The organism is Mesorhizobium sp. M1006, assembly GCF_040318825.1.
Classification (GTDB): domain Bacteria; phylum Pseudomonadota; class Alphaproteobacteria; order Rhizobiales; family Rhizobiaceae; genus Mesorhizobium.
The window spans coordinates 1-22,051 of sequence record NZ_JAMYMZ010000005.1; the positions used below are offsets into that span (position 1 = coordinate 1).

Annotated in this window: 21 protein-coding genes and 1 pseudogene; 8 read left to right on the plus strand and 14 right to left on the minus strand. The window is 63.0% G+C overall.

What is annotated here, in order from left to right; translation table 11 throughout:
- Positions 1 to 104: 104 nt before the first annotated feature.
- The 5 genes and pseudogenes from NKH60_RS06015 to NKH60_RS06035 form a co-directional block, all read right to left on the minus strand.
- Positions 105 to 662, minus strand: a pseudogene (locus tag NKH60_RS06015) (phosphotransferase); the annotation flags it as partial.
- Positions 663 to 753: 91 nt separating this feature from the next.
- Entirely contained in the window at positions 754 to 1,203 is a 450-nt protein-coding gene (locus NKH60_RS06020; protein ID WP_023719810.1) for a DNA polymerase III subunit chi, read from the minus strand.
- 38 nt (positions 1,204 to 1,241) lie between these two features.
- On the minus strand, positions 1,242 to 2,738 hold the full coding sequence (locus NKH60_RS06025; RefSeq protein ID WP_352871624.1) for a leucyl aminopeptidase: 1,497 nt from the start codon (positions 2,736 to 2,738) through the stop codon (positions 1,242 to 1,244).
- 49 nt (positions 2,739 to 2,787) lie between these two features.
- Complete coding sequence (locus NKH60_RS06030; RefSeq protein ID WP_352471101.1) at positions 2,788 to 3,171, minus strand: VOC family protein; 384 nt, start codon at positions 3,169 to 3,171, stop codon at positions 2,788 to 2,790.
- Positions 3,172 to 3,243: 72 nt separating this feature from the next.
- Complete coding sequence (locus NKH60_RS06035; RefSeq protein ID WP_352871455.1) at positions 3,244 to 4,410, minus strand: flavin-containing monooxygenase; 1,167 nt, start codon at positions 4,408 to 4,410, stop codon at positions 3,244 to 3,246.
- A gap of 354 nt (positions 4,411 to 4,764) precedes the next feature.
- On the opposite strand from NKH60_RS06035, the gene lptF reads away from it, so the two are divergent.
- The 7 genes from lptF (at position 4,765) to NKH60_RS06070 (ending at position 12,882) form a co-directional block, all read left to right on the plus strand.
- Positions 4,765 to 5,967 carry an LPS export ABC transporter permease LptF gene (gene lptF, locus NKH60_RS06040; protein WP_352471099.1) on the plus strand — a complete coding sequence of 401 codons (1,203 nt, stop codon included), beginning with the start codon at positions 4,765 to 4,767 and terminating at the stop codon, positions 5,965 to 5,967.
- Complete coding sequence (lptG, locus tag NKH60_RS06045) at positions 5,964 to 7,049, plus strand: LPS export ABC transporter permease LptG (RefSeq protein WP_352493163.1); 1,086 nt, start codon at positions 5,964 to 5,966, stop codon at positions 7,047 to 7,049. Before lptF ends, lptG begins: the two co-directional genes overlap by 4 nt.
- Positions 7,049 to 9,466 carry an LPS-assembly protein LptD gene (locus tag NKH60_RS06050; protein ID WP_352871457.1) on the plus strand — a complete coding sequence of 806 codons (2,418 nt, stop codon included), beginning with the start codon at positions 7,049 to 7,051 and terminating at the stop codon, positions 9,464 to 9,466. The genes lptG and NKH60_RS06050 overlap by 1 nt, the downstream gene beginning before the upstream one ends.
- 118 nt (positions 9,467 to 9,584) lie before the next feature.
- On the plus strand, positions 9,585 to 10,511 hold the full coding sequence (locus NKH60_RS06055) for a peptidylprolyl isomerase (protein WP_352453231.1): 927 nt from the start codon (positions 9,585 to 9,587) through the stop codon (positions 10,509 to 10,511).
- Positions 10,512 to 10,523: 12 nt separating this feature from the next.
- Positions 10,524 to 11,543, plus strand: a complete 1,020-nt coding sequence (gene pdxA, locus NKH60_RS06060; RefSeq protein ID WP_352871460.1) for a 4-hydroxythreonine-4-phosphate dehydrogenase PdxA — start codon at positions 10,524 to 10,526, stop codon at positions 11,541 to 11,543.
- Between the two features lie 67 nt (positions 11,544 to 11,610).
- On the plus strand, positions 11,611 to 12,444 hold the full coding sequence (gene rsmA, locus NKH60_RS06065) for a 16S rRNA (adenine(1518)-N(6)/adenine(1519)-N(6))-dimethyltransferase RsmA (RefSeq protein ID WP_352818225.1): 834 nt from the start codon (positions 11,611 to 11,613) through the stop codon (positions 12,442 to 12,444).
- A 75-nt stretch (positions 12,445 to 12,519) separates the two neighbouring features.
- A complete protein-coding gene (locus NKH60_RS06070) occupies positions 12,520 to 12,882 on the plus strand; it encodes a DUF1330 domain-containing protein (protein ID WP_352818228.1) in 363 nt (120 codons plus the stop codon).
- On the opposite strand, the gene gmk is transcribed toward NKH60_RS06070, so the two are convergent.
- The 9 genes from gmk to fabD all read right to left on the minus strand — a co-directional run bounded on the left by gmk (position 12,815) and on the right by fabD (position 19,868).
- Entirely contained in the window at positions 12,815 to 13,471 is a 657-nt protein-coding gene (gene gmk / locus NKH60_RS06075; RefSeq protein ID WP_023677701.1) for a guanylate kinase, read from the minus strand. The two genes, NKH60_RS06070 and gmk, sit on opposite strands and share 68 nt — an antisense overlap.
- 33 nt (positions 13,472 to 13,504) lie before the next feature.
- Positions 13,505 to 14,395: a YicC/YloC family endoribonuclease gene (locus tag NKH60_RS06080; RefSeq protein ID WP_352871463.1), complete on the minus strand. Its 891-nt coding sequence runs from the start codon at positions 14,393 to 14,395 to the stop codon at positions 13,505 to 13,507.
- A 138-nt stretch (positions 14,396 to 14,533) separates the two neighbouring features.
- Positions 14,534 to 15,760 carry an endolytic transglycosylase MltG gene (gene mltG, locus NKH60_RS06085; protein WP_352471094.1) on the minus strand — a complete coding sequence of 409 codons (1,227 nt, stop codon included), beginning with the start codon at positions 15,758 to 15,760 and terminating at the stop codon, positions 14,534 to 14,536.
- Positions 15,761 to 15,853: 93 nt separating this feature from the next.
- Positions 15,854 to 17,116 carry a beta-ketoacyl-ACP synthase II gene (fabF, locus tag NKH60_RS06090; RefSeq protein ID WP_352454402.1) on the minus strand — a complete coding sequence of 421 codons (1,263 nt, stop codon included), beginning with the start codon at positions 17,114 to 17,116 and terminating at the stop codon, positions 15,854 to 15,856.
- A 34-nt stretch (positions 17,117 to 17,150) separates the two neighbouring features.
- The gene (locus NKH60_RS06095) at positions 17,151 to 17,387 is read right to left on the minus strand and encodes an acyl carrier protein (RefSeq protein WP_006203723.1); all 237 of its coding nucleotides are present in this window, start codon (positions 17,385 to 17,387) and stop codon (positions 17,151 to 17,153) included.
- A 187-nt stretch (positions 17,388 to 17,574) separates the two neighbouring features.
- Entirely contained in the window at positions 17,575 to 18,312 is a 738-nt protein-coding gene (gene fabG, locus NKH60_RS06100; protein WP_352471093.1) for a 3-oxoacyl-[acyl-carrier-protein] reductase, read from the minus strand.
- Between the two features lie 54 nt (positions 18,313 to 18,366).
- Complete coding sequence (locus NKH60_RS06105; protein WP_352871466.1) at positions 18,367 to 18,633, minus strand: type II toxin-antitoxin system RelE family toxin; 267 nt, start codon at positions 18,631 to 18,633, stop codon at positions 18,367 to 18,369.
- A complete protein-coding gene (gene relB / locus NKH60_RS06110) occupies positions 18,617 to 18,838 on the minus strand; it encodes a type II toxin-antitoxin system RelB family antitoxin (RefSeq protein WP_352871468.1) in 222 nt (73 codons plus the stop codon). The genes NKH60_RS06105 and relB overlap by 17 nt, the downstream gene beginning before the upstream one ends.
- Positions 18,839 to 18,890: 52 nt before the next feature.
- Positions 18,891 to 19,868: an ACP S-malonyltransferase gene (gene fabD / locus NKH60_RS06115; protein ID WP_352471091.1), complete on the minus strand. Its 978-nt coding sequence runs from the start codon at positions 19,866 to 19,868 to the stop codon at positions 18,891 to 18,893.
- 247 nt (positions 19,869 to 20,115) lie between these two features.
- Between fabD and NKH60_RS06120 the strand changes: the two genes are divergently transcribed.
- Entirely contained in the window at positions 20,116 to 22,041 is a 1,926-nt protein-coding gene (locus NKH60_RS06120) for an LTA synthase family protein (RefSeq protein ID WP_352493155.1), read from the plus strand.
- Positions 22,042 to 22,051 lie beyond the last annotated feature (10 nt).

Consider the following 22,051-nt stretch of genomic DNA (forward strand, 5'->3'; position numbering starts at 1 on the left):
ACCAACCGGCGTCCCTGTCCACGCCACCCTACTCACCTCCTCTTCCGCCCGTGCCGGACGCCCCAGCGCCCCCCCCCCGCGGCCTGCCCCTCCGGCCCGCCATGGGCGGTCGCCCACACGGCCTCGGCGGCGGCCTTGTCGATGCGGCCGCCGAGCGCCGAGAGCGCGGCTCGGGTCTCGGCGTCGTAGACCGAAAGCCGGCCACCGCGGTGGAAATTATGCTGCCCTGCCGGTGGCCCGTCGGCAGCGTCGATCCGGTAGAGCGCAACCAGAAAGCCGGCCAGCGAACGGGCGAACTCAGTAAGATCGGCAATCAGTCCACCAGCCGCCGGTCTGCCGCCAAGCCAGCGATAGACGGACCAAGGCCATGGATAGCCTTCCCCGGGCGCGCCTTTGGCCAGCGGCACGGGTATCGGCAGAGGTAGGTGAGGCGCCAAGCGGGGCAGCCAGCGATGCTCCTTCTCGACCTGGGCGACATAGGCGGCAGCGCTCGGCAGCCGCACCGACATGCTGTCGCCCAGCCGGAACGTGCGGTTGTCCCAGCCGCCAGGCTCGACCGTCTCTACCGGCAGGTCCGCCCATTTGGGGAACTGCGCGGCAATCAGCCGGCGAACAAGTGCGGCATCTATCGGCATGCCTGGCGTTCGTTCATCGGGCGGCATCGGGCTTGCTCCGGTCTTCTGAATAGCCGGCGGTCCATCTTTTTGTCGTCGCACTCTTGCGGCGCCAGTGATTCCCTTGCCGGCAAATTCTCTAAGCCTTGCGTTCCCAGCGCCGGTCAGGCGTTTGCTGCCAGTAGGTCACGGTGTGGCCGGCCTCCTTCATTGTCTTCCAGTGCGTGCGTGCCGCCTCTAGCTGGGCTGCATCGTGACCGTCGAACAGGAACACGGCGCGCTGGTAGCCGCCAAGCTCCGGCGGCACCGCCCCATCGACCAGGAAGCGTATCTGCGCCTGGTTCGGATTGTCAGGGCCGACGGTCAGAAGCACCGGCTGCTCGGCGGGATGGGCTTCGCGATCCGTTGCGTGGGCCAGGAATGAATCGTCCCGGAAAGTCCACAGATGCTGGTCCAGCGCGTCGCGCCGTTCCTCGGTGCCGGTCTGCACCACGGCACGCCAGCCGCGATCGATACTGCGCTCCAGGAGGCCGGGCAACGCATCCTCCAGCGTCGATTCGGTCAGGTGATAAAACAGAATCTCGGCCATGCGTTCAGTCTACATTGTCGGACTCCCGCCCCAGCCGCTCATTGCTCGTAATGATCGCGCACCAGCCGGTCGAGCAGCCTGACGCCGAAGCCTGAAGCCCATGACTGGTTGATCTCGTTGGAAGGCGCGCCCATCGCGGTGCCGGCGATGTCGAGATGCGCCCAGGGCGTGTCCTTGACGAAGCGCTGCAGGAACTGCGCGGCGATAATGGCGCCGCCATGGCGGCCGCCGATGTTCTTCATGTCAGCATTCTTGGAATCGATCAGCTTGTCGTATTCGGCACCGAGCGGCATGCGCCACACCCGCTCCTGCGTCGCCTGTCCGGCCGCCGTCAACCGGTCCGCCAACTCGTCATTGTTGGAGAACAGGCCGGCATAATGCTGGCCGAGCGCGACCATGATGGCGCCGGTCAGCGTCGCCAGATTGATCATGAATTTCGGCTGGAAGCGGTCGTTGCAGTACCAGAGCGCATCGGCCAGCACCAGGCGGCCCTCGGCGTCGGTATTGAGCACTTCGATAGTCTGACCCGACATCGAGGTGACAATGTCGCCCGGTCGCTGAGCGTGGCCGTCGACGGCGTTTTCAACCAGCCCGACAATGCCGACGACATTGACCTTCGCCTTGCGCGCGGCCAGCGCGTGCATCAGCCCGGTGACGGCAGCAGCGCCGCCCATGTCGCCCTTCATGTCCTCCATGCCCGACGCCGGCTTGATCGAATTGCCGCCGGTGTCGAAGGTGACGCCCTTGCCGACGAAGGCGACCGGGCTTTCCTTGGCCTTGCCGCCGTCCCACCGCATGACCGCGATGCGGGCGCCACGCGGCGAACCCTGCGCTACGCCCAGCAGCGAACCCATGCCGAGCTTCTTCATCTCCTTCTCGGCCAGGATCTCGACCGTGACGCCGAGCGCCTCCAGTTCGGCGATGCGGGCGGCGAATTCCACCGGTCCCAAAACATTGGCCGGTTCATTGACCAAATCGCGCGCCAGCAAGACGCCGTCGATCACCGCCGCTTCATCGGCGAAGGCCTTCTTTGCAGCTGCCGGATCGGCGGTGTGAATAGTCACCTTGACCGGCTTTTTTGGCTCGCCCCTGTCGTCACCATTGTTCTTTTTGGTCTTGTACTTGTCGAAGGAATAGCTGCGCAGCAGGATGCCCGCTGCAAGCTGAACGGCTTGCCTGCCGCTGACGGCCGCACCGGGAAGATCGAGCACGACGGCCACTTCGGTTGCCTTGCGAAAGGATGCGGCAATCGTGCCGCCGAGCTTCAGCCAGGCGTAATCATCGAGATTGGAGCCCTTGCCGGCACCGACCGCCACCAGCCGCTCGATCGATGTCCCTTCCGGTGCCAGCACTTCGACCAGGCTGGCGAATTTGCCGGTGAAGTCGGCGACCGGAAAAGCCCGCTCGAGGGTCTTTGCCGGATCGCAAGCCCTGGCGGCATCGCTGAGGCCGCCCTCGTCGGCCACCAGAACGAAAACGCTGCCTTTTTTGGGCGCGGCGAATTTGGCAAAGGCGATCGAGGGTCTCGAATTCATCATGTCCTGCTTTCGGGGAAGTGAGTTGGATTATTGCGAGAAACGTTCGTCAGTGAGCGGCGGGTTGAAACAGCTCGATAACATTGCCCGATGGATCTTCGAGCAGCGTCTGGGAACCGCCGACGCCCGTTATGATATCGTTGCGAAAGACAAGTCCAGCACTCTTGAGGCGCGCAACCTCTTCTTTCAGGTCCGGCACCACCAACAGGATGCGATTCCAACCTCCCGGCACCGGCTGCCGGCCATCCGGCATCGCCCGTGCACCCGAACTGCCGGGGCCGCTTAGAAGGAGCCGTAAAGCGCCGCGTGTCACGGAAGCAAAAGCCGGTCGCGCGTCCTGTTCAACAGCGAAGCCCAGATGTCCACAGTAGAAGTCGATCGAGGCGGCGACATCATCGACCATGTAGCGAATGCTGACTGGCGTCATGACCATTGACCTTTCGGTTCGAGCACGCTCAACAAGGCGTGTCTATTGCGGGCGGAACAATCGGCATAGTCCGGCTCATCATCGCTGCTTGACAATCCGCGCCGCTATCGCCCTGGCCTGAATGCGGGCGTTGGCGAAACAACCGCGAATGCTCGGCCGCATGCCGGTAAACCACAGACCGGGCAATTTCGGATCGGCATCGCCGCCGTTGAAAAGCGGAACGCCCTTGCCGTCGAGAACGCCGAGCTTGCCGAACATCTGCTCCAGACCGGTGCGATAGCCGGTCGCCGCAATGACGATATCGGGCGTGATCAACCTGCCGTCATTCAATACGATGCCGTCTTGGGTAAATTCCCGCAATGGTGGCACCACCACGATCGTGCCTGCCTTTATGGCGCGAACCGCGCCGTCATCGGCTGCGATCGCCGTGTAGTCGGCGCTCAGACGGCTCGCACCGCCTATGGGAGCCGGCGGAAGCCCAAATTTCGTCAGGTCGCCGAAAACCAGGCGCTGGGTTGTCGCCATCACCGCATCGGCCAGCCGCACCGGCAAGCTCGCCATCAACGGTGAAAGCCTGTGGACGGCGACCTTGCCGATGCGTTTCGGCAGCAGCGACGGGCCGTTGCGGGCCGACAGCCAGATGCTTTGGGCATCTGCATTCGCAAGATGGTTGAGTGCGTCGAACCCCGAATTGCCGGCTCCGACGACCAACACCTTTTTGCCGACGTAGTCCTTCGCCTCGCCAAAATCGGCCGAATGGATAATCCGGCCTGCAAAATCCTTCATGCCTTTCCACGCGGGAATAAACGGCTGCCGGTCGCGCCCGGTTGCGACGACGACATGACGCGCCAGACGACGTCCGGCGTTCGTCCGCACGGTCCAGTGATCGCCATCGAACGTGATCTCTTCAACGGCAACGCCGAATGCGACCGGCAGACCATGCGCCTGGCTGAAATCGTTCAGATGGCGAATGACGGCCGATTTATGCGGAAAAGCCGGGGTGCCTGCGGGATAGCCGATGCCGGGCAGCGTCGAGAGATCGCGATGCGTATTGAGGTGCAGCCGCTGGTGCCGCCGATGCCAGGGTTCAGCAAGCCGGCTCTCCTTTTCCAGGACGAGCGTCGGTACGCCGGCCTTCATCAAGGCGTGGGCGGCGGCAAGGCCGGCCGCGCCGGCGCCGACCACGATCGCGCCGTCAAAGACCGTTTCCCGACCGGTTTGACCGCGCAATTTTTCCGCTTCCATGCTGGGACTCAACAGATCCTGACCCGTCTTATCACGCCGCGGCGGTCGCGACCGGCGCGACATTTGGTCGTTTTGCCGCATTTGACAAGACTTTGGCCGAAATCGCTCCCATATGCGATATCGAACCATCCACGATTCGTCGCGGCACGGCCCCGCTTCCCGCCGCAACCTGTTGTTAACCAACAATGTTCGCTCTTTCTTATCCATTGCCGCCGACACTCCGGCCCAGCGGATTTTGCGATCCGGGACAGAACCCAGATCGAACCGCCAAACTGAGCCAGTTGTGCAGCCGGCGCCGGACGACTACCTTGTTCCAAGGCATGATGCCGTTCGAAATCGCCGAGAAAAGCCTTCATGAAGGTCGTTGAACGTTACATCATGCGCCGTGCTTTCGCGGTATTCGCGCTGGCGCTCGTCTGGACGCTGGCGATCGTCTGGACGACTCAGGTGCTCGCCCGCATCGACCTCGTCACCGATAGCGGTCAGTCGGCCCTCACCTTCTTCGAAGTCGCAGCGCTGATCATCCCGACGATCGTTCCGATCGTCGTGCCGTTCGCCCTGGTGGTCGCGGTCGCCCAGATCCTCAGCGTGATGAATTCGGATTCGGAGCTGGCCGTCATCAATGCCGCCGGCGCTTCACGCTGGACCATCGTCAGGCCGATCATGCTTCTGGCACTTGCAGCCAGCGTTTTTTCCTTCGCCGTCGACAATGGCGTCGACCCTTACGCACGGCAGAAGAACCGCGAGTTGATTGCGTCATCGCGTGCCGATCTGTTGTCGTTGATCATCCAGGAAGGCACCTTCCGCAAGATCGACGACGGCCTGTTCCTGCAGGTTGGCGAACGGCTTCCCGACAACCGCCTCGGCGGCATCTTCGTCGCCGATTCGCGCGAAGAAGGCGTCAATCTCATCTACTACGCCAAGACCGGCAGCATCATCGAACGCGGCGACGAGAAGGTGCTGATGATGAATGACGGCGTCATCCATCGCAAAACCATGACCGGCGACCTCTCGGTGATCCGGTTCACCTCCTACGCCTTCGACTTGTCCGCTTTCATGTCGGCATCATCTGACATCCTGCTTTTGCCGAAGGACCGGACGACCCAGTATCTGCTCAATCCCAGTCCGAACGACAAGATGTACCAGCAAAAGCCGAACAGGTACCTGGCCGAACTCAACCAGCGTTTTTCCGAGTGGTCCTATTCGCTCGTCTTCGCGCTGATCGCGCTCGCCGTTGCCGGAGATGCGCGCTCGCATCGCGAGGCGCGTGTGCACCCGCTGATCACGGCAATCGCGATCGCGCTGTTCGTGCGCTGGCTCGGGTTCTTTGCCGCCGGCAAGGCCGACAAGGTGCCGCAATATGCCTATATGGTCTACGGCGTCCCGATCGTGGCATCGGCGATCGCCATCTGGTTCATTGTTTCCAACCGGACCATGGAACTGCCGGTTGCCTGGGCCGATTGGATAACCAATCTTGCCGGCCGCTTCAGTGACGGCTGGAGCGCCATCAAGCTCCGTTTTGCCGGGCGTGGCGCATCCGGACAGGGAGCCGGCTGATGGGCTGGACTCTGGGTCGGTACTTCTTCTTTCGCTATGTGACGATCACCATCTGGTTCTTCATCGGCCTCTTGGCGCTGGTGTTCCTGATCGATTTCACCGAGCTTTCCGGCCGCACGACTGGCGTGCCGGGCTTCACCTACGCAACTGCGTTCGCCATTTCGGGGCTCAGGATGCCGATGATCATGCTGCAGACGGTGCCGTTCGTCGGCCTGTTCTCGGCGATGGCGACGTTGGTGTCGCTCAACCGCAAATACGAATTGGTCATTGCCCGTTCCGCCGGGGTTTCCGCATGGCAATTCCTGCTGCCGTGCTGCATCGGGGCGCTGCTGTTTGGAGCCTTGTCGGTCGGCGTCATCAATCCGGTAGCCGCGCACGCCTATTCCTGGTCCGAGGAGATCGAGACCCAGCTCCGCTCGGGCAAGTCGAACAGCGTCTCGGCCGATGCTGCGCCCTGGATCAGGCAGAAAACCAACGCCGGCGACACCATCATCGGCGCGCGCGCCATTCTCAATCAAGGCCTGGAGATGGCCGACGCGGTCTTCTTCAGCTTCAGCCCGCAAGGCGACATCATCGAGCGCAGGGATGCGGCGCGCGCCTTTTTGCGGGACGGCTACTGGGAATTGCAGGACGTCAAGGTGTTCCGGGACGGTACCATCCAGTCGTTACCCAGCGATCGGCTGCCGACCAATCTCAAGCCGGAATTCGTGCAAGAGCGATTGGCGCGCCCTGAGACCATTCCCTTCTACGATCTGCCCGGCAAGATCGAAGTGGCCCGCTCCTTCGGCCTCAAGGCAAATGCCTTCGCCATGCAGTTCAATTCCCTGATTGCGCTGCCGTTCCTGCTTGTCGCGATGACGCTGATTGCGGCAACGGTATCAATGCGATTTGCGAGGATGGGGCAGTCGGCAACGATGATTCTGGGTGGCATCGTGGCCGGGTTTCTGCTTTATGTCGTTTCGGTGCTGGTCAAGGCATTCGGCGTAGCGGGATTCGTACCCACGGCCGTAGCGGCTTGGGTCCCGGTTGTCGTGGCTATGTTCTTCGGGGTGACATTCCTGCTATACAAGGAAGACGGCTAGTGAGGGAGGCGGTTTTGCGCAGCCATAGGCACGCCGGTTTGGCACGCCTCTCTGCGGCGAGCGCCTTGGCATGCCTGCTTGCCAGCGCCGCCCCGGTTGCTCCGGCTTTCGCCCAGGATGTCAGTGAGCTGGCAACGAAGGTTCCGAGCGGCACGCAGATGCTGTTGGCAGCCGATACGCTGGTCTACGACAACGACAAGCAGACAGTGACGGCCGTCGGTGGCGTCCAGATCGACTACGGCGGCAACCGTCTCGTCGCCCAGCGGGTCGAATACAACCGCAACACCAAACGCCTCGTCGCCAGCGGCAATGTCGAACTCGTCAATAGCGACGGCACCAAAATCTATTCGCAACATGCCGACATCACTGACGATTTCGCCGACGGCTTCGTCAACGCGCTGCGGGTCGAGACCATAGACAAGGCGTATTTCGCCGCCGAAAGCGCGGAGCGCATGGGCGGCGTGCTGACGACGTTCCACAATGGCGTCTACACCGCCTGCGAGCCGTGCGAGGACAAGCCCGACAAAGCGCCGACCTGGCGTATCAAGGCCAGGAAGATCATCTGGAACGGCGAGAAGAAGACGGTTCGCTTCGAGAACTCGAATTTCGAGTTCTTCGGCTTTCCGCTGGCCTATCTGCCGGCTTTCGAGATCGCCGACCCAACGGTCAAGCGCAAGAGCGGCTTCCTGATCCCCGGCGTCGCCTACAAGAGCGATCTCGGCGTCGGTGTTAAAGTCCCCTATTATTTCGCGCTCTCGCCGACCTACGATCTCACTGTCACTGGCAGCGGCTATACCAAGCAAGGTTTCCTCGGTGAGGCCGAGTGGAGGCAGCGCTTCAACAACGGTCAGTACAGCCTGAAGATTGCGGGCATCCGGCAGGAGAATCCCGACGCCTTCATCGACGACAATGGCCACAACGTGAATTCGGGTACCGAAGGCGACCCGAACAGGTTCCGCGGCATGATGGGCACCCAGGGCCAGTTCGCCATCAACCCGCGCTGGGACTTCGGCTGGGACATCCTGCTGCAGAGCGACGAGAATTTCGCGCGCACCTACGACATCGATGGCTTCAACGATAGCGTGCACCGCTCCGAGGTGTACCTGACGGGGCTCAACGATCGCAATTACTTCGACGTGCGCACCATGCACTTCGCGGTTCAGGAAGACACGCTCGCCAGCGATCCGACTGCACGCGCCGCCAAGCAGCCCTGGGTGCTACCCTCGCTCGACTACGCCTATATCCCCGACATGCCGGTGGCCGGCGGGCAGCTGTCGTTCGACGTCAACGCGCGGGTCATTGACCGCGACAGGCTCGATACGGCTCTTGCAAATTCGGGCATCCCTTCGTCCGTCAACAACGTCCGCGGCATCGACGGTCAATCCGGGCGCCTTACCGCGGAAGCCGAATGGAAGCGCACCTTCACCACCGATGGCGGGCTGCTGCTGACACCGCTCCTGGCGCTGCGCGGCGACGCCGGCTACGTCAACGCCTCCTCGGCCTCGCTCGACGCCGTCAACCAGATGGCGACCAATCTCGGCGTCGAGGACGATATGCGTTCATCGCTTGCCCGCTACATGGCGACCGCCGGCCTTGAGATGCGCTGGCCGGTGCTGTTTTCGATGACCAGTTCCAGCCATGTCTTCGAACCGATGGCGCAGGTATTCATGCGTCCGAACGAGCAATATGTCGGCGGGCTGGCGGTCCCCAACGAGGACGCCCAGAGCTTCGTCTTCGACGCCACGACGCTGTTCGAGCGCGACAAATTCTCGGGCTATGACCGCATGGAAGGCGGCACACGCGCCAATGTCGGGCTGCGCTATTCCGGCGCATATGACAATGGCTGGGGCACCAATGCGGTGTTCGGCCAATCCTACCAGCTGGGCGGCCAGAACTCGTTCGGCACGCCGGACCTGGTCAATGTCGGCGCCTATTCAGGCCTTGAAACTGCAACCTCCGACTATGTCGGCCTTGTCGGCTTCAACAGCCCCAGCGGGTTTTCCGGCTCGGTCAGCGGCCGTTTCGACGAGCAAAGCTTCGAGATCCGCCGCGCTGAGGTAAAGGCCGCCTTTTCAGGCCTGCCGGTATCGCTGAGCGCCAAATACGCCTTCATCCAGGCGCAGCCACTCTATGGCTTCTCAACCGATCGCCATGAGGTTACGCTCGGCGCCTCGACACATCTTGCCGAGAATTGGCGCGTCTTTGGCACCGGCACATATGATCTGGAGCAGAGCGTTCTGGTCAAGGACGGGGTCGGCTTTGCCTATAGTGATTCGTGCTTTACCTATTTGATGACGTTTTCGGAAAGACGTGACCTGAACACCAAGGAAGTATCGCAGAACGTCGGCTTCAACCTGTCGTTCCGCACGCTCGGCGATTTCGGCTCGTCGCAACGCTCCATCGACACCATTCAATAACGGGCAGCGGTCGGCAACGGGGCGGCTGGCGGACGACATTGTTTCGCCGCATAGAGCAGGCACGAATTTTGACGGCCTGAACTGGGATAGGTTTCGGCTGAATCGGGATGGAATTGGGATGCTTTCGATGAGGAAATACCTCTTTTCGGCAGGGTTCGCGCTGCTGGTGGCGTTCTCGACCACCGCGGTAACGCGGCCAGTTTTCGCCACCGAGATCAAATACGTCGTCAACAATATACCGATCACCACCGGCGACATCCAGCATCGGGCCGCTTTCCTGCGCCTGCAGCACAGAAAGGGCGATGCCGGCCAGGAAATGATCGACCAGACGCTGCGCCTGGCCGAAGCCCGGCGGCTCGGCATCCGCATCAGCGACGAGCAGGTCGATGCCGCTTATCAGCGTTTCGCCACCAGCAACAAGATGCCGCTCAAGCAGCTTGACGGCGCGATGGCGCAATCCGGCGTCACCAAGGAGCATTTCAAGGACTTTATCCGGGCGCAGATGGCCTGGAACCAGGCGCTGACGGCGCGTCACCGTTCTAGCGACGGCGGCGGCGCCATGAGCGAGCAGGACCTCGTCAAGCGCATGCTCGAAAAAGGCGGCAGCAAACCGAGCGCCACAGAGTACATGCTGCAGCAGGTCATCTTCGTGGTGCCGGCGGCCGAGCGCAGCGCGACGCTGGCCAAGCGCAAACGCGAAGCCGACGCTATGCGCGCCCGCTTCAACGGCTGCAACACCACGCGCGAATTCGCCAAGGGCCTGATCGATGTCACCGTTCGCGATCTCGGCCGGGTGCTGGCGCCGCAATTGCCGGCGGACTGGGCCGAGCAGATAAAGGCTACAAAGGTCGGCGGCGCCACCACGACGCGCGAAACCGACCGCGGTGTCGAATTCATCGGCATCTGCTCGTCGCGCGAAGTGTCAGACGACAAAGCCGCGCAGATGGTGTTCCAGAGTGAAGGTTCGAGCGACAAGAACGCCGACGAACTCTCGAAGAAATATGTCGAGGAGTTGCGGAAGAAAGCCCGCATAATCGAGCGCTGAAGTCGAAGCGCCGTGGCTGACGCAGAGCTTCCGCTGGCGTTGAGCGTCGGCGATCCGTCCGGCGTGGGGCCGGACATCGCCATCGCTGCTTGGCAGGCCCGCGAAAGCGCTGGCGTTCCGTCATTTTATCTCCTTGCCGATCCGGCACTGATTGCCGCGCGAGCGCACAGGCTCGGCACCGATATCGCGATTGCCGAGACGACGCCGGCGTTAGCGCCGGGGGTGTTTTCGCGCGCGCTGCCGGTGGTGGCGCTTGCTGCCCGTTTCGTCGACAGTCCCGGCCGCCCGGATCCAGCCAACGCCGCCGGCATCATCGAGGCGATCGACCGCGCCGTTGCCGACTGCCTGGCCGGCCGCGCTGCCGCGGTCGTCACCTGCCCCATTGCCAAGAAGTCGCTCTACGACGCCGGCTTTCGCTTTCCCGGCCACACCGAATATCTGGCGCATCTGGCATCGCTTCACACCGGCACCGAAGTGACGCCTGTGATGCTGCTTGCCGGACCGGACCTGCGCACCGTGCCGGTCACCATCCACATCGCGCTGGCCGAGGTGCCGAAAGCGCTGACGACGGACCTTATCGTCGCCACCGGCCGCATCACCGCCGCCGACCTTGCGAACCGCTTCGGAATTGCCAAGCCGCGGCTCGCCATTGCCGGCCTCAACCCGCATGCCGGCGAAGGCGGCACCATGGGCACCGAAGACGAGCGGATCGTGCGCCCGGCGGTCGACCGGCTGAGGCAGGAAGGGATCGACGCCTTCGGGCCGTTGCCGGCCGACACGCTGTTTCATGCTCGCGCCCGCGCCGGCTACGACGTGGCGCTCTGTATGTATCATGACCAGGCGCTGATCCCGGCCAAGGCGCTGGCGTTTGACGAGGCGGTCAACGTCACACTCGGCCTGCCCTTCGTCCGCACCTCGCCCGACCACGGCACCGCCTTCGACATCGCCGGCAAGGGCATCGCCCGTGCCGGCAGCCTGATTGCAGCGCTGAAACTCGCTCGCGTTCTTGCCGATACCGGGAAAAGGCCGTAGGCCCTGAGCCCAATCAGCCATATTCGATGGCCTTAACCCGATGAGCCCGCCTGATGAGCCCAGCCCGATGAGCATAGACGGCCTGCCGCCACTGCGCGAGGTGATCGAGCGCCATGGGCTGCAGGCGAAAAAGGCGCTGGGCCAGAATTTTCTGCTCGACCTTAACCTGACAAGCAAGATTGCGCGAACCGCCGGCGACCTGAGCGACGTTACGGTTATCGAGGTCGGTCCCGGTCCGGGCGGGCTGACCCGGGCCCTGCTCCTCAACGGCGCCCGGCGGGTCGTCGCCATCGAGCGCGACGAGCGCTGCCTAGCGGCCCTGGCCGAGATCTCGAACCACTATCCGGGCCGGCTAGAGATCGTAGCCGGCGATGCGCTGAAAACCGATTTTGCAGCGCTTGCTAAAGGGGAAAGCGGCGGGCCGACGAAAATCGTCGCCAACCTGCCCTACAATATCGGCACCGAATTGCTGATCCGCTGGCTGACCGTCACCGAGTGGCCGCCCTTCTACACATCGATGACACTGATGTTCCAGCGCGAGGTCGCCGAACGCATTGCAGCCAGCCCCGGAAGCGATGTCTATGGTCGGCTCGGCGTGCTGGCAGGCTGGCGGACGGAGGCGAGGATTGCCTTCGACGTGCCGCCGCAGGCGTTCACGCCGCCACCCAAGGTGACGTCCTCGGTGGTGCATCTTGTGCCGCGTGCCAACCCCTTGCCGGCCGAGGTGAAACGGCTCAGCCGCGTCACCGAAGCGGCATTCGGCCAGCGCCGGAAAATGCTGCGGCAGAGCGTGAAAAGCCTCGGCGGCGAGGCGCTGCTCACCCGCGCCGGCATCGATCCGACCAGGCGTGCGGAGACGCTCAGCGTCGAGGAATTCGTTCGCCTGACCAACGCGGTGTGATGCCGGGAAGCGTCCGCGTGGAATTTCCGCTCTCATGGCATAGATAGCCGGACAAACCCTGCCCGGAGACAAACAGTGGCCGCCTATGTCATTTCCGACGTCACGATCCGTGACGCAGAGGCTATCGAAGCCTATCGCGCCCACGCGGCTGCCTCCATCGCCCAGCATGGCGGGCGCTATCTGGTACGCGGCGGCGAGGTGGAAATGTTGGAAGGCGACTGGTCTCCCGGGCCGCTGATCATCGTCGAATTCCCCGACATGGACACGGCGCGGCGCTGGTATCGCTCGGCCGAATACGCCGCTGCATTGGAGCTGCGCGACGCCGCGCTCAGCCGCAATCTGATCCTGGTCGCGGGGATAAGCGCCTTGATCAATCCGTCTTCTCGTCGAGCAGCCCCGAGACGAAATCGAACAGGCCGGGCCGGCGATCTCGTCTGAGCCGTTCGGCGGTGACGATGCCGCGCACCTCGGCGAAAGCGCGGTCGAGATCGTCGTTGACGATGACGAAATCATATTCCTTCCAGTGCTCGATCTCGTTGCGGGCGTTCTTGAGCCGCGTCTCGATCACCGCTTCCTGGTCCTCGGCGCGACGCTTCAGCCGCGCCTTCAATTCCTTCATCGATGGCGGCAGGATGAATATCGAGACGATGTCGGCGCGCATCTTCTCCTTGAGCTGCTGAGCGCCTTGCCAGTCGATGTCGAACAGCATGTCGCGGCCTTCGGCCAGCGCCTGTTCAGCCGGCTCGCGCGGCGTCGCGTAGCAATTGCCGTGCACCTCCGCCCATTCGAGCAGCGCATCGGAATCGCGCAGCCGCTCGAACTCGCGCATGGTACGGAAGTGGTAATGGACGCCCTCGATCTCGCTGCCGCGGCGTGGCCGCGTGGTGACCGAGACCGACAATTCCAGGCTGGAATCGCTCTCCAGCAGATTGCGCGCAATCGTCGACTTGCCGGCGCCTGACGGCGACGACAAGACCAGCATCAGCCCGCGGCGCCGAATGCGGGAACCCACATCCCTAGCGGTCATGGGGCTTGGCAGTCATGTGGCTTGGCATCGGGATCATTCCAGATTCTGGACCTGTTCGCGAAACTGGTCGACGACCGCCTTCAGTTCCAGCCCGATGGCGGTGACCGCGGCAGCATTCGACTTGGAACACAGCGTATTCGATTCGCGGTTGAATTCCTGTGCCAGGAAATCGAGCTTGCGGCCGATGGCCCCACCGCCGGAGAGCAGCGCCCGCCCCGACGCCACGTGCGTCTTCAGCCGGTCGATCTCCTCGCGTATGTCGGCCTTGGTGGCCAGGAACGCCGCTTCCATATGCAGCCGGCTGGCGTCCAGATTGGCGGACGCGTCCATCAACAGGCGGATCTGCTCGGCGAGCCTTTCGCGGATCGTGGCCGGCTCGCGTGATGGATCGGCCTCGGCCCGCAGCGTCAGCGCCTCGATGGCATCGATATGGCCGGACAGCAGGGAACGAAGTGCCGCACCTTCGCCCTGGCGCGCCTGCTGCAGTCCGTTCAGTGCTGCTTCCAGCGCCGACAGTATTGCGGTATCGAGCGCACTGCGCGCCTCTTCGGTTTCGATGGTTTCGGGAATGTCGAGGACGCCGCGCAGCGCAAGCAGGCCGTCGGCCGCCGCAGGGGCTACTCCGAACTGCTCCTGCAGCCGCTTGGCCAAGCCCGCCAGATCCTTCAGGAAAGCCTCGTTGACCACGGGTTGCGCTTGCGCGTCGGCGGCGCGGCCAATGGTCAGCGTCATCTGGAAATTGCCGCGCGCAAAACGCTTCTGCACCGTCTGCCGGACGGCCGGCTCCAACCGGTCGAAACCTTGCGGCAGCCGCAGCCTGACCTCGACGCTTTTGCCGTTGACGGACTTGGCTTCCCAGGCAATCGAAGTGCCGTCGTGTTCGGCGACACTGCGCGCAAAACCGGTCATGCTCTGCAAGTTCATGTAGCCGTGCGTCCCTTTGCCGAATGCCCCTCAAGCCGGAGCGATTTTCTCCGGACAGGACCATGTGAATTTCAATGCCATGGCAGCCCTTGCACATCCACCCGGATATGCACAGGGCCAAACTGATGGCGTCCGGCCCTACTGGGCGGCGGTGGGGCCTGCATCGTCAACGATGGCTCCCGCCGGCGTGTCGGCTCCGGTATTGGTTGCTCCGGCCTTGGCGGCGTCCTGCGCCTGCTTTTTCAGCAGTGCCCGGTAGCGAGCGACATTCTCGTTATGCTCATCGAGCGTCGAGGCAAAGACGTGCCCGCCGCTGCCGTCGGCGACGAAGTAGAGATCGCTGGTCTTCGACGGATTGGCGACAGCCTCCAGCGCCGCACGGCCGGGATTGGCGATCGGCGTCGGCGGTAACCCGTTGATCAGATAGGTGTTGTAGGGCGTCGGCTTCTGGATGTCCGACTGATAGATCGGGCGGTCGATGGGTTTGCCTTTGCCGCCGAACAGGCCGTAGATGATGGTCGGGTCCGACTGCAGCCGCATACCCTTGGCCAGCCGGTTGAGGAAGACGGCGGCTACGCGCGAGCGTTCATCGCCCTTGCCGGTCTCCTTCTCGACGATAGAGGCCAGGGTGACAAAATCCTCAACGTTGGCGATCGGCAGATCCGGCGCTCGGCGTTGCCAGACCTCGTCGACCAGCTTCTTCTGGTCGGCCAGAAGCTTGTCGACCATCTGCTGGCGTGTTGCGCCGCGGGTGAAACGCAGCGTGTCAGTGGCGAGGCTGCCCTCAGGTGGAGTGGTCGACGGCATATCGCCGGTCAGCGCGTCCTGCTCGGCGATCCGTTGCAGCGCCTGCTCGACCGTCAGCCCCTCGGGGATGGTCAGCGAATACATCACCGACTTGCCGCTCTTCAGCAGTTCCATGATATCGTGCATCGACGCCTGCGGCTTGATCTCGTATTCGCCGGCCTTCAGGGCGGAATCATTGCCGAAGGCGCGCACGCCAAGGCGGAAAATGCGGGCGTCGCTGATCAGCCCTCGCCGCTCAAGCTGGTCGGCGATCTCCTGGACGCCGCTATTCGGCTTGACCAGGAAAGTGTCGCCATTGGCCGACGGGCCGGGCTCGTTGAACTCCTGCTTGCCGAAATACAGCGCAACGCCTGCCGCCAGCACCATCAGCATCACCGAAGAGATGACGAAGTTCATGAACACGACGAACTGGCTGCGCGAGGCACGCGAGCGCTTCGGCGGCGGCGTGCCGGCCTCGGGCCGCAACGCCTCGCTGGCCGTCTTCGGCACGATCGGGCCGGGCGTGGGCGTTGCTGGCCGTTGCCCGAATTCCCCGTTATCGGCCGGATTTGTGTTCATAGCGCCCTACCATTTGATCTTGCGACGAATCCCCTCGGGCAGAGTAGGGGCGAATATGGCAAAATTGACGGCAGACGGAAACCGGCAGAGCGGTCAGCCATTGTAGCGCTGGAAGACGAGCGAGGCGTTGGTGCCACCGAAGCCGAAGGAGTTGGACAGCGCCACGTCTATCTGCCGGGCCCGCGGCTTGTGCGGCACCAGGTCGATCGCCGTTTCGCGCTCCGGATTGTCAAGATTGATGGTCGGCGGCGCGATGTTGTCGCGAATGGCGAGGATCGAAAAGATCGCCTCGGCAGCACCAGCCGCGCCCAGCAGGTGGCCAATCGACGATTTGGTCGACGACATCGATATCTTCGAGGCGGCGTTGCCGACCAGCCGCTCGACGGCGCCGAGTTCGATCGTATCGGCCATGGTCGAGGTGCCGTGCGCGTTGATGTAGTCGACATCGGCCGGCGTCAGCTTCGCCCGGTTCAGCGCCGCGGTCATGCAACGGAAAGCGCCGTCGCCGTCCTCGGCAGGCGCGGTGATGTGATAGGCGTCACCGGTCAGACCGTAGCCGGTGACCTCGGCATAGATCTTGGCGCCGCGGGCCTTGGCGTGTTCGAGCTCCTCGAGCACGACAACACCGGCGCCCTCGCCCATGACGAAGCCGTCGCGATCGCGATCATAGGGGCGTGAGGCCGTTTGTGGCGCATCGTTGCGCTCGGTGGAGAGCGCGCGGCAAGCGGCGAACCCCGCGACCGACAGTCTCGTCACCGGCGCTTCGGCGCCGCCTGCGACCATAACGTCGGCATCGCCCCAGATGATCAGCCGGGCGGCATCGCCGATGGCGTGCGCACCGGTCGAGCAAGCGGTGACGACGGCATGGTTGGGGCCTTTCAGCCCATGCCGGATCGAGACCTGACCGGAGACGAGGTTGATGATCTGGCCAGGGATGAAGAATGGGCTGATGCGGCGCGGACCGCGTTCCTTGAGGATCATCGCATTCTCGGCGATGCCTTCGATGCCGCCGATGCCCGAACCGATCAGCACGCCGGTGGCGCACTGTTCCTCATGCGTCTTCGGCTGCCAGCCGGAATCCTTGAGGGCCTCGTCGGCGGCCGCGATCCCGTACAGAATGAAGTCGCCGATCTTGCGCAGTTCCTTCGGCTCGAGAACGGCTTCAGGATTGAAAGTGGCATTGGAGCCGTCACCGCGCGGAATGACGTGGGCGACCTTGCAGGCAAGGTCTTCCACCTCGAATTCGGTGATGCGCTTGGCTGCGCTGCGGCCGGTCAGAAGCTCCTTCCAGCTGTGCTCGAAGCCCATGCCGAACGGCGAAAGCAGCCCAAGGCCCGTGACGACGACACGCCTCATCGCAGGTCCTCCCCGGTGATGACTGCAAATAGCGTCAGGCGGAGGCCTTGTCGATGTATTTCACCGCATCGCCAACAGTCAGGATGGTCTCGGCGGCGTCGTCCGGGATTTCGACACCGAACTCTTCTTCGAACGCCATGACAAGTTCGACCGTGTCGAGGCTGTCCGCGCCCAGATCATCGATGAAGCTCGCCTGCTCCGTCACCTTGTCGGCATCGACGCCAAGGTGCTCGATGACGATCTTCTTGACGCGCTCTGCGGTGTCACTCATTTGGGCATCCTCGTCTTTTGGTTGTCTGTCTTCGTTAGCGGGCAGAATGCCGCTAATCAAGCTGAAAGATGGTCCTGCCGGAAACGCAGCGGAACAGGACCGGTTTTTGCCCGAACCGCCGGGTTGCGGGCGGCATTACACGAAAAATCCCGTGCATCCAAGACGGAATGAAGCGTTTTCCCAAGTGTTAGATCATTGCCATGCCGCCATTCACATGAATGGTCTGGCCGGTGACGTAGGCTGCCTCGTTGGAAGCGAGGTAGGCGACGGCTGAGGCGACTTCGGCGCCCGTGCCCATGCGCCGGGTCGGGATCGCCGCCATGATCGCCTCTTTCTGCTTGTCGTTGAGCTTGGCGGTCATCGCCGATTCGATGAAGCCCGGGGCGACGCAGTTGACGGTGATATTGCGGGTGGCGATCTCCTGCGCCAGCGATTTGGAAAAGCCGATCATACCGGCTTTGGAGGCGCAATAGTTGGTCTGGCCGGGATTACCCATGACGCCAACCACTGAAGTGATGTTGATGATGCGGCCATGGCGGCGCCGCATCATCGGATGGGTAAGCTCGCGGGTCAGCCGGAACACGGCGGTCAGGTTGACCTCGAGCACGCTATCCCAGTCGGCGTCAGCCATGCGCACGAACAACCCGTCCTTGGTGATGCCGGCATTGTTGACGAGGATGTCGACGCCTTCGAGGTCAGCTTCCGCCTTCTGGCCGAGCGCCTTGACGTCGTCGCGGTTGGAAAGATTGGCCGGGAAAAGCTTGACCCGGTCCCCCAGTTCGGCGGCCAGCGCCTCCAATTTCTCGATACGTGTGCCATGCAGGCCGACGATGGCGCCCTGGCCGTGCAGCACGCGGGCGATCGCCTCGCCTATACCTCCCGATGCGCCGGTGACGAGCGCCTTGCGGCCGGTCAATTCGAACATGCTTTATCCTCTTCCCAAATCGTACTGGCCAATCATACGGGCCGGTGAGTTCGGCTATCTGTAAACGTTGCCGCGGTGGCCTATGGTTACCACCAGAATGACGAGCCGGTTATCCTGCACATCGCAAATGATGCGATAATCCCCGACGCGATATCTCCAAAAGGTTGCGAGCGGGCCCTTCAGCGGTTTGCCGAGTTCACGCGGGTTGTCGAGAACGGCAATGCGGTTTTCAATAAAATCACGGATACGGTGACGTGTCTGCGGATCCAGTTTTTCGACAAATTTTCGCGCCGAGTGGGCGTATTCAACCGTCCAGGCCACGCCAGAAGTCCTCGGCTCTCATGACGTCTTCTTCACCACGCCTGATCCGCTCAACGACTTCGGCAGCCAGGTAGTAATCCTCCAAGTCCTCCAGACCACGTTCAATGAGCTCGCGCAGATAGTAGGCCTTGCTGCGACCAGTCTTGGCCGCGAGAAAATCCAGGCGCTGCTCGACTTCAGGAGAAAGGCGGATCGATGTGGGCATGCCGCACCTTGTTGCGATACATGTATTCATGTAGCGGCAAGCACTGATGAATTCAAGCTACGTGGTCACCCAAGGCGGCAAGTGCCGTCTCGACCTCCGCCGCCGATCCGATGCTGCTGGTGGCAATGTCGCGGTTGATGCGGCGGGCCAGCCCCGACAGCACCTTGCCGGCGCCCACTTCGTAAAGCGTCACAACGCCGTTGCTGCCGAACCACTCCACCGTTTCGCGCCAGCGCACGCGCCCGATCACCTGTTCGACGAGTCGGCGGGCGATCTCGTCGGGATCGCTCGTCGGGGTCACCGTAACATTGGAGACCAGCGGCACGACCGGCGCACTCTTCGTCACGGCGGCCAGCGCCTCCCGCATGATCTCGGCCGCAGGCTTCATCAATGCCGAATGGAAGGGCGCCGAGACCTGCAGCATCAGCGCCCGCTTGGCGCCCTTCTCCGTGCATAGCCTCGCCGCCAGTTCGACCGCTGGCCTGGCGCCGGAGATCACCAGCTGGCCGCCGCCATTGTCATTGGCGATCTGGCAAACCAAGGCTTGTGCGGGATCTTTGGCGGCGCCCTGGGCGGCCTCTGCGCAAGCGGCTTCGACGTCGGCCTGTTCCAGCCCGATGATCGCCGCCATGGCGCCCTCGCCGGCCGGCACAGCCGCCTGCATGGCATTGCCGCGGATGCGCAACAGCCGGGCGGCGTCGGCGACCGAAACGAAACCTGCGGCCGCAAGTGCCGAATATTCGCCGAGCGAGTGGCCGGCGACATAGGTGACCTTGCCGTTCAGGGAGAAGCCGCGCGCCTCCAGCGCCCGGATTGCGGCAAGCGACACCGCCATCAGCGCCGGCTGGGCGTTGGCGGTCAGCGTCAGCGTCTCTTCCGGGCCTTCCCAGATCAGCTTCGATAGGTTTTCGCCGAGCGCGTCGTCAACTTCCTCGAAGATCCGCCGCGATTCCACAAAGGTATCGGCGAGGTCCTTGCCCATGCCGACAGCCTGGCTGCCCTGCCCCGGAAAGGTGAATGCGATGGCCATCGGCGGCTCCCAGCTGCTGGTTCACGTTGCCTGTGACGCAAGGCGTGCGGCCAAGTCAAGTCCAACCTTGATCGCGTAATATCGGCCGAGTGCCTGTTTCGGCAGGCTTTTTGGCGATCACTCATGATGAAAACCGCTCACGATTTGTTTGCTGGCTCTTCTTATTTCCGCCACAGGCGCTAGGCTTTGCGTGACAGTTCGATGACAATCGAGTGACGCTTTTGTTGCGGGCCGGGGAACTATTGAAGTGGCAAAGACCAAGCAGAGCGCAGCCGAGGCGGCGCCCCAGTTTCTTGAAGGCGATCCGTCGACCGGCTATCTGCCGGCGCGCAAATGGCCTGTCATCCGCTATGGCCTTATCAGCTTGCTGGCTGCGGCCATCCTTGTGTTTGCCATCGAACTGATCGTGCGCGGCAACTTTGCCGGCACCATTGATTTCTTTCTGCAGCCTTTCAAACCCGGCTGGACCACGATCATCATTTTTGCGCTGATCCTCATCGGCCTCGACGCCGTGCTCGGCCGCAGTCATCAGAGCCTGATGATCGTCGCGCCGCTGACATTGTCGCTGGCGTTCGTCGGCCACCAGAAGTCGCTGTATCTCGGCGATCCGCTCTATCCGACCGATTTCCTTTATTCCCGGCAGATCGTGGCACTGATGCCGCTTCTGGTACGCGATCGCCCGGGAACCGCCATTGCCCTGGCGATCGGCATCGTCGGCGGGCTGTCGCTGCTCGTCTATGGCTGGCGGCTATGGCGCCGCCGCGTTCCGGCGCTCAGCCACAAGGGCCGCCTTGCCCGGCTGACGCTGACAGTACCGCTGATCGCCTTCTTCGTTTCCATCATGGACTATGCCACTTTCTCGTGGACGCGCGACCGGCTGCAGATCATCCCGATCATGTGGGACCAGAAGGAAAACTATGCCTCGAACGGTTTTGCGCTCGCCTTCGCGCTTAACGTTCCGATGGCGCATGTCTCGGCGCCGCCCGGCTATTCCGACAAGGCGATCGAAGCGATCGGCAAACCGCAGGTGACCGCCTCGGTACCTGCCGAGAAGCCCGACATCATCGTCGTCATGAGCGAATCCTTCTGGGATCCGACCAAGCTACCCGGCGTCACCATCACACCCGACCCTATCCCCAATGTGCGGGCACTGCGCACGGGTTACATGTTCTCGCCCGAGTTCGGCGGCATGACGGCCAACATCGAGTTCGAGGCCCTGACCGGCTTTTCCAACGCCTTCCTGCCGGCGGGCAGCATTCCCTACCAGCAATATGTGCGGACACCGACTCCCTCGCTGGCGACCTTCCTGAAAAGTCAGGGCTACCGGGCGCGCGCCATCCATCCCGGCACCAATTGGTTCTGGAACCGGGGGGCCGTCTATGCCGATTTCGGCTTCAACGACTTCAAGTCCGAGGAGACGTTGCCGCCCATGCAGAAGCGCGGACCGCTCGCGTCGGACGCTGCGATGACCGACGAGATCATCCACGAAGCCGATACCAGCGCCGAGCCGGTGTTCTTTTTCGCCGTCAGCCTGCAGAACCACGGGCCGTATGAGCCGTATCGCTATAACAATCCGACCCACAAGGTGCAGGCGCCGATCAGCCAATGGGCCCGTGAATCGCTGTTGAGCTATGCCGAAGGCTCTTCCGACGCGGACCGCGGCCTCGAGCGGCTGATCGAATGGGCGAAGAAACGCGAGCGGCCGACCGTCATCGCGTTCTTCGGCGACCATCTGCCGCCGCTTGGGCCGGTCTACGTCGAGACCGGCTTCCTGAAGGACAATGTTGCGCCGCGCAAGGAGGCGGCGGACCAGATGCTGCTGCACCACCAGACGCCGCTGATCGTCTGGTCGAATCGCAGCGGCCCGGCCGAGGATCTGGGCGCCGTCAGCCCGTCCTTCCTGCCTTACCATATCCTGAAGACAGCCGGCATCAGCCATCCCTATTACACCGGCTTCCTCGGACAGTTGCGAGAGCGCTACCGCGTTATCGACCGCAATTTGCTTTTGGCACCGGGGGGCGACGCCACCCCCGATTGGTCGCGTCAGAAAGAGATCGATCCGGCAATCCGCGACTTCCGTCTGCTGCAATACGACATGATGTTCGGCAAGCGCCATGCGGCGCCCGATTTCTTCCCTGAAACCACAGGCAAAGTGGCTGCACACACGAGTTGAGCAGCGGCGG

Coding starts and splice junctions, on each gene's coding strand:
- gmk (WP_023677701.1), bottom strand. CDS start 13,471: ATGACCGCTAGGGATGTGGGTTCCCGCATTCGGCGCCGCGGGCTGATG.
- rsmA (WP_352818225.1), top strand. CDS start 11,611: ATGAGCATAGACGGCCTGCCGCCACTGCGCGAGGTGATCGAGCGCCAT.
- NKH60_RS06095 (WP_006203723.1), bottom strand. CDS start 17,387: ATGAGTGACACCGCAGAGCGCGTCAAGAAGATCGTCATCGAGCACCTT.
- NKH60_RS06035 (WP_352871455.1), bottom strand. CDS start 4,410: ATGGAAGCGGAAAAATTGCGCGGTCAAACCGGTCGGGAAACGGTCTTT.
- fabD (WP_352471091.1), bottom strand. CDS start 19,868: ATGGCCATCGCATTCACCTTTCCGGGGCAGGGCAGCCAGGCTGTCGGC.
- NKH60_RS06055 (WP_352453231.1), top strand. CDS start 9,585: ATGCTTTCGATGAGGAAATACCTCTTTTCGGCAGGGTTCGCGCTGCTG.
- relB (WP_352871468.1), bottom strand. CDS start 18,838: ATGCCCACATCGATCCGCCTTTCTCCTGAAGTCGAGCAGCGCCTGGAT.
- mltG (WP_352471094.1), bottom strand. CDS start 15,760: ATGAACACAAATCCGGCCGATAACGGGGAATTCGGGCAACGGCCAGCA.
- fabG (WP_352471093.1), bottom strand. CDS start 18,312: ATGTTCGAATTGACCGGCCGCAAGGCGCTCGTCACCGGCGCATCGGGA.
- NKH60_RS06080 (WP_352871463.1), bottom strand. CDS start 14,395: ATGAACTTGCAGAGCATGACCGGTTTTGCGCGCAGTGTCGCCGAACAC.
- NKH60_RS06020 (WP_023719810.1), bottom strand. CDS start 1,203: ATGGCCGAGATTCTGTTTTATCACCTGACCGAATCGACGCTGGAGGAT.
- NKH60_RS06025 (WP_352871624.1), bottom strand. CDS start 2,738: ATGAATTCGAGACCCTCGATCGCCTTTGCCAAATTCGCCGCGCCCAAA.
- fabF (WP_352454402.1), bottom strand. CDS start 17,116: ATGAGGCGTGTCGTCGTCACGGGCCTTGGGCTGCTTTCGCCGTTCGGC.
- NKH60_RS06030 (WP_352471101.1), bottom strand. CDS start 3,171: ATGGTCATGACGCCAGTCAGCATTCGCTACATGGTCGATGATGTCGCC.
- lptF (WP_352471099.1), top strand. CDS start 4,765: ATGAAGGTCGTTGAACGTTACATCATGCGCCGTGCTTTCGCGGTATTC.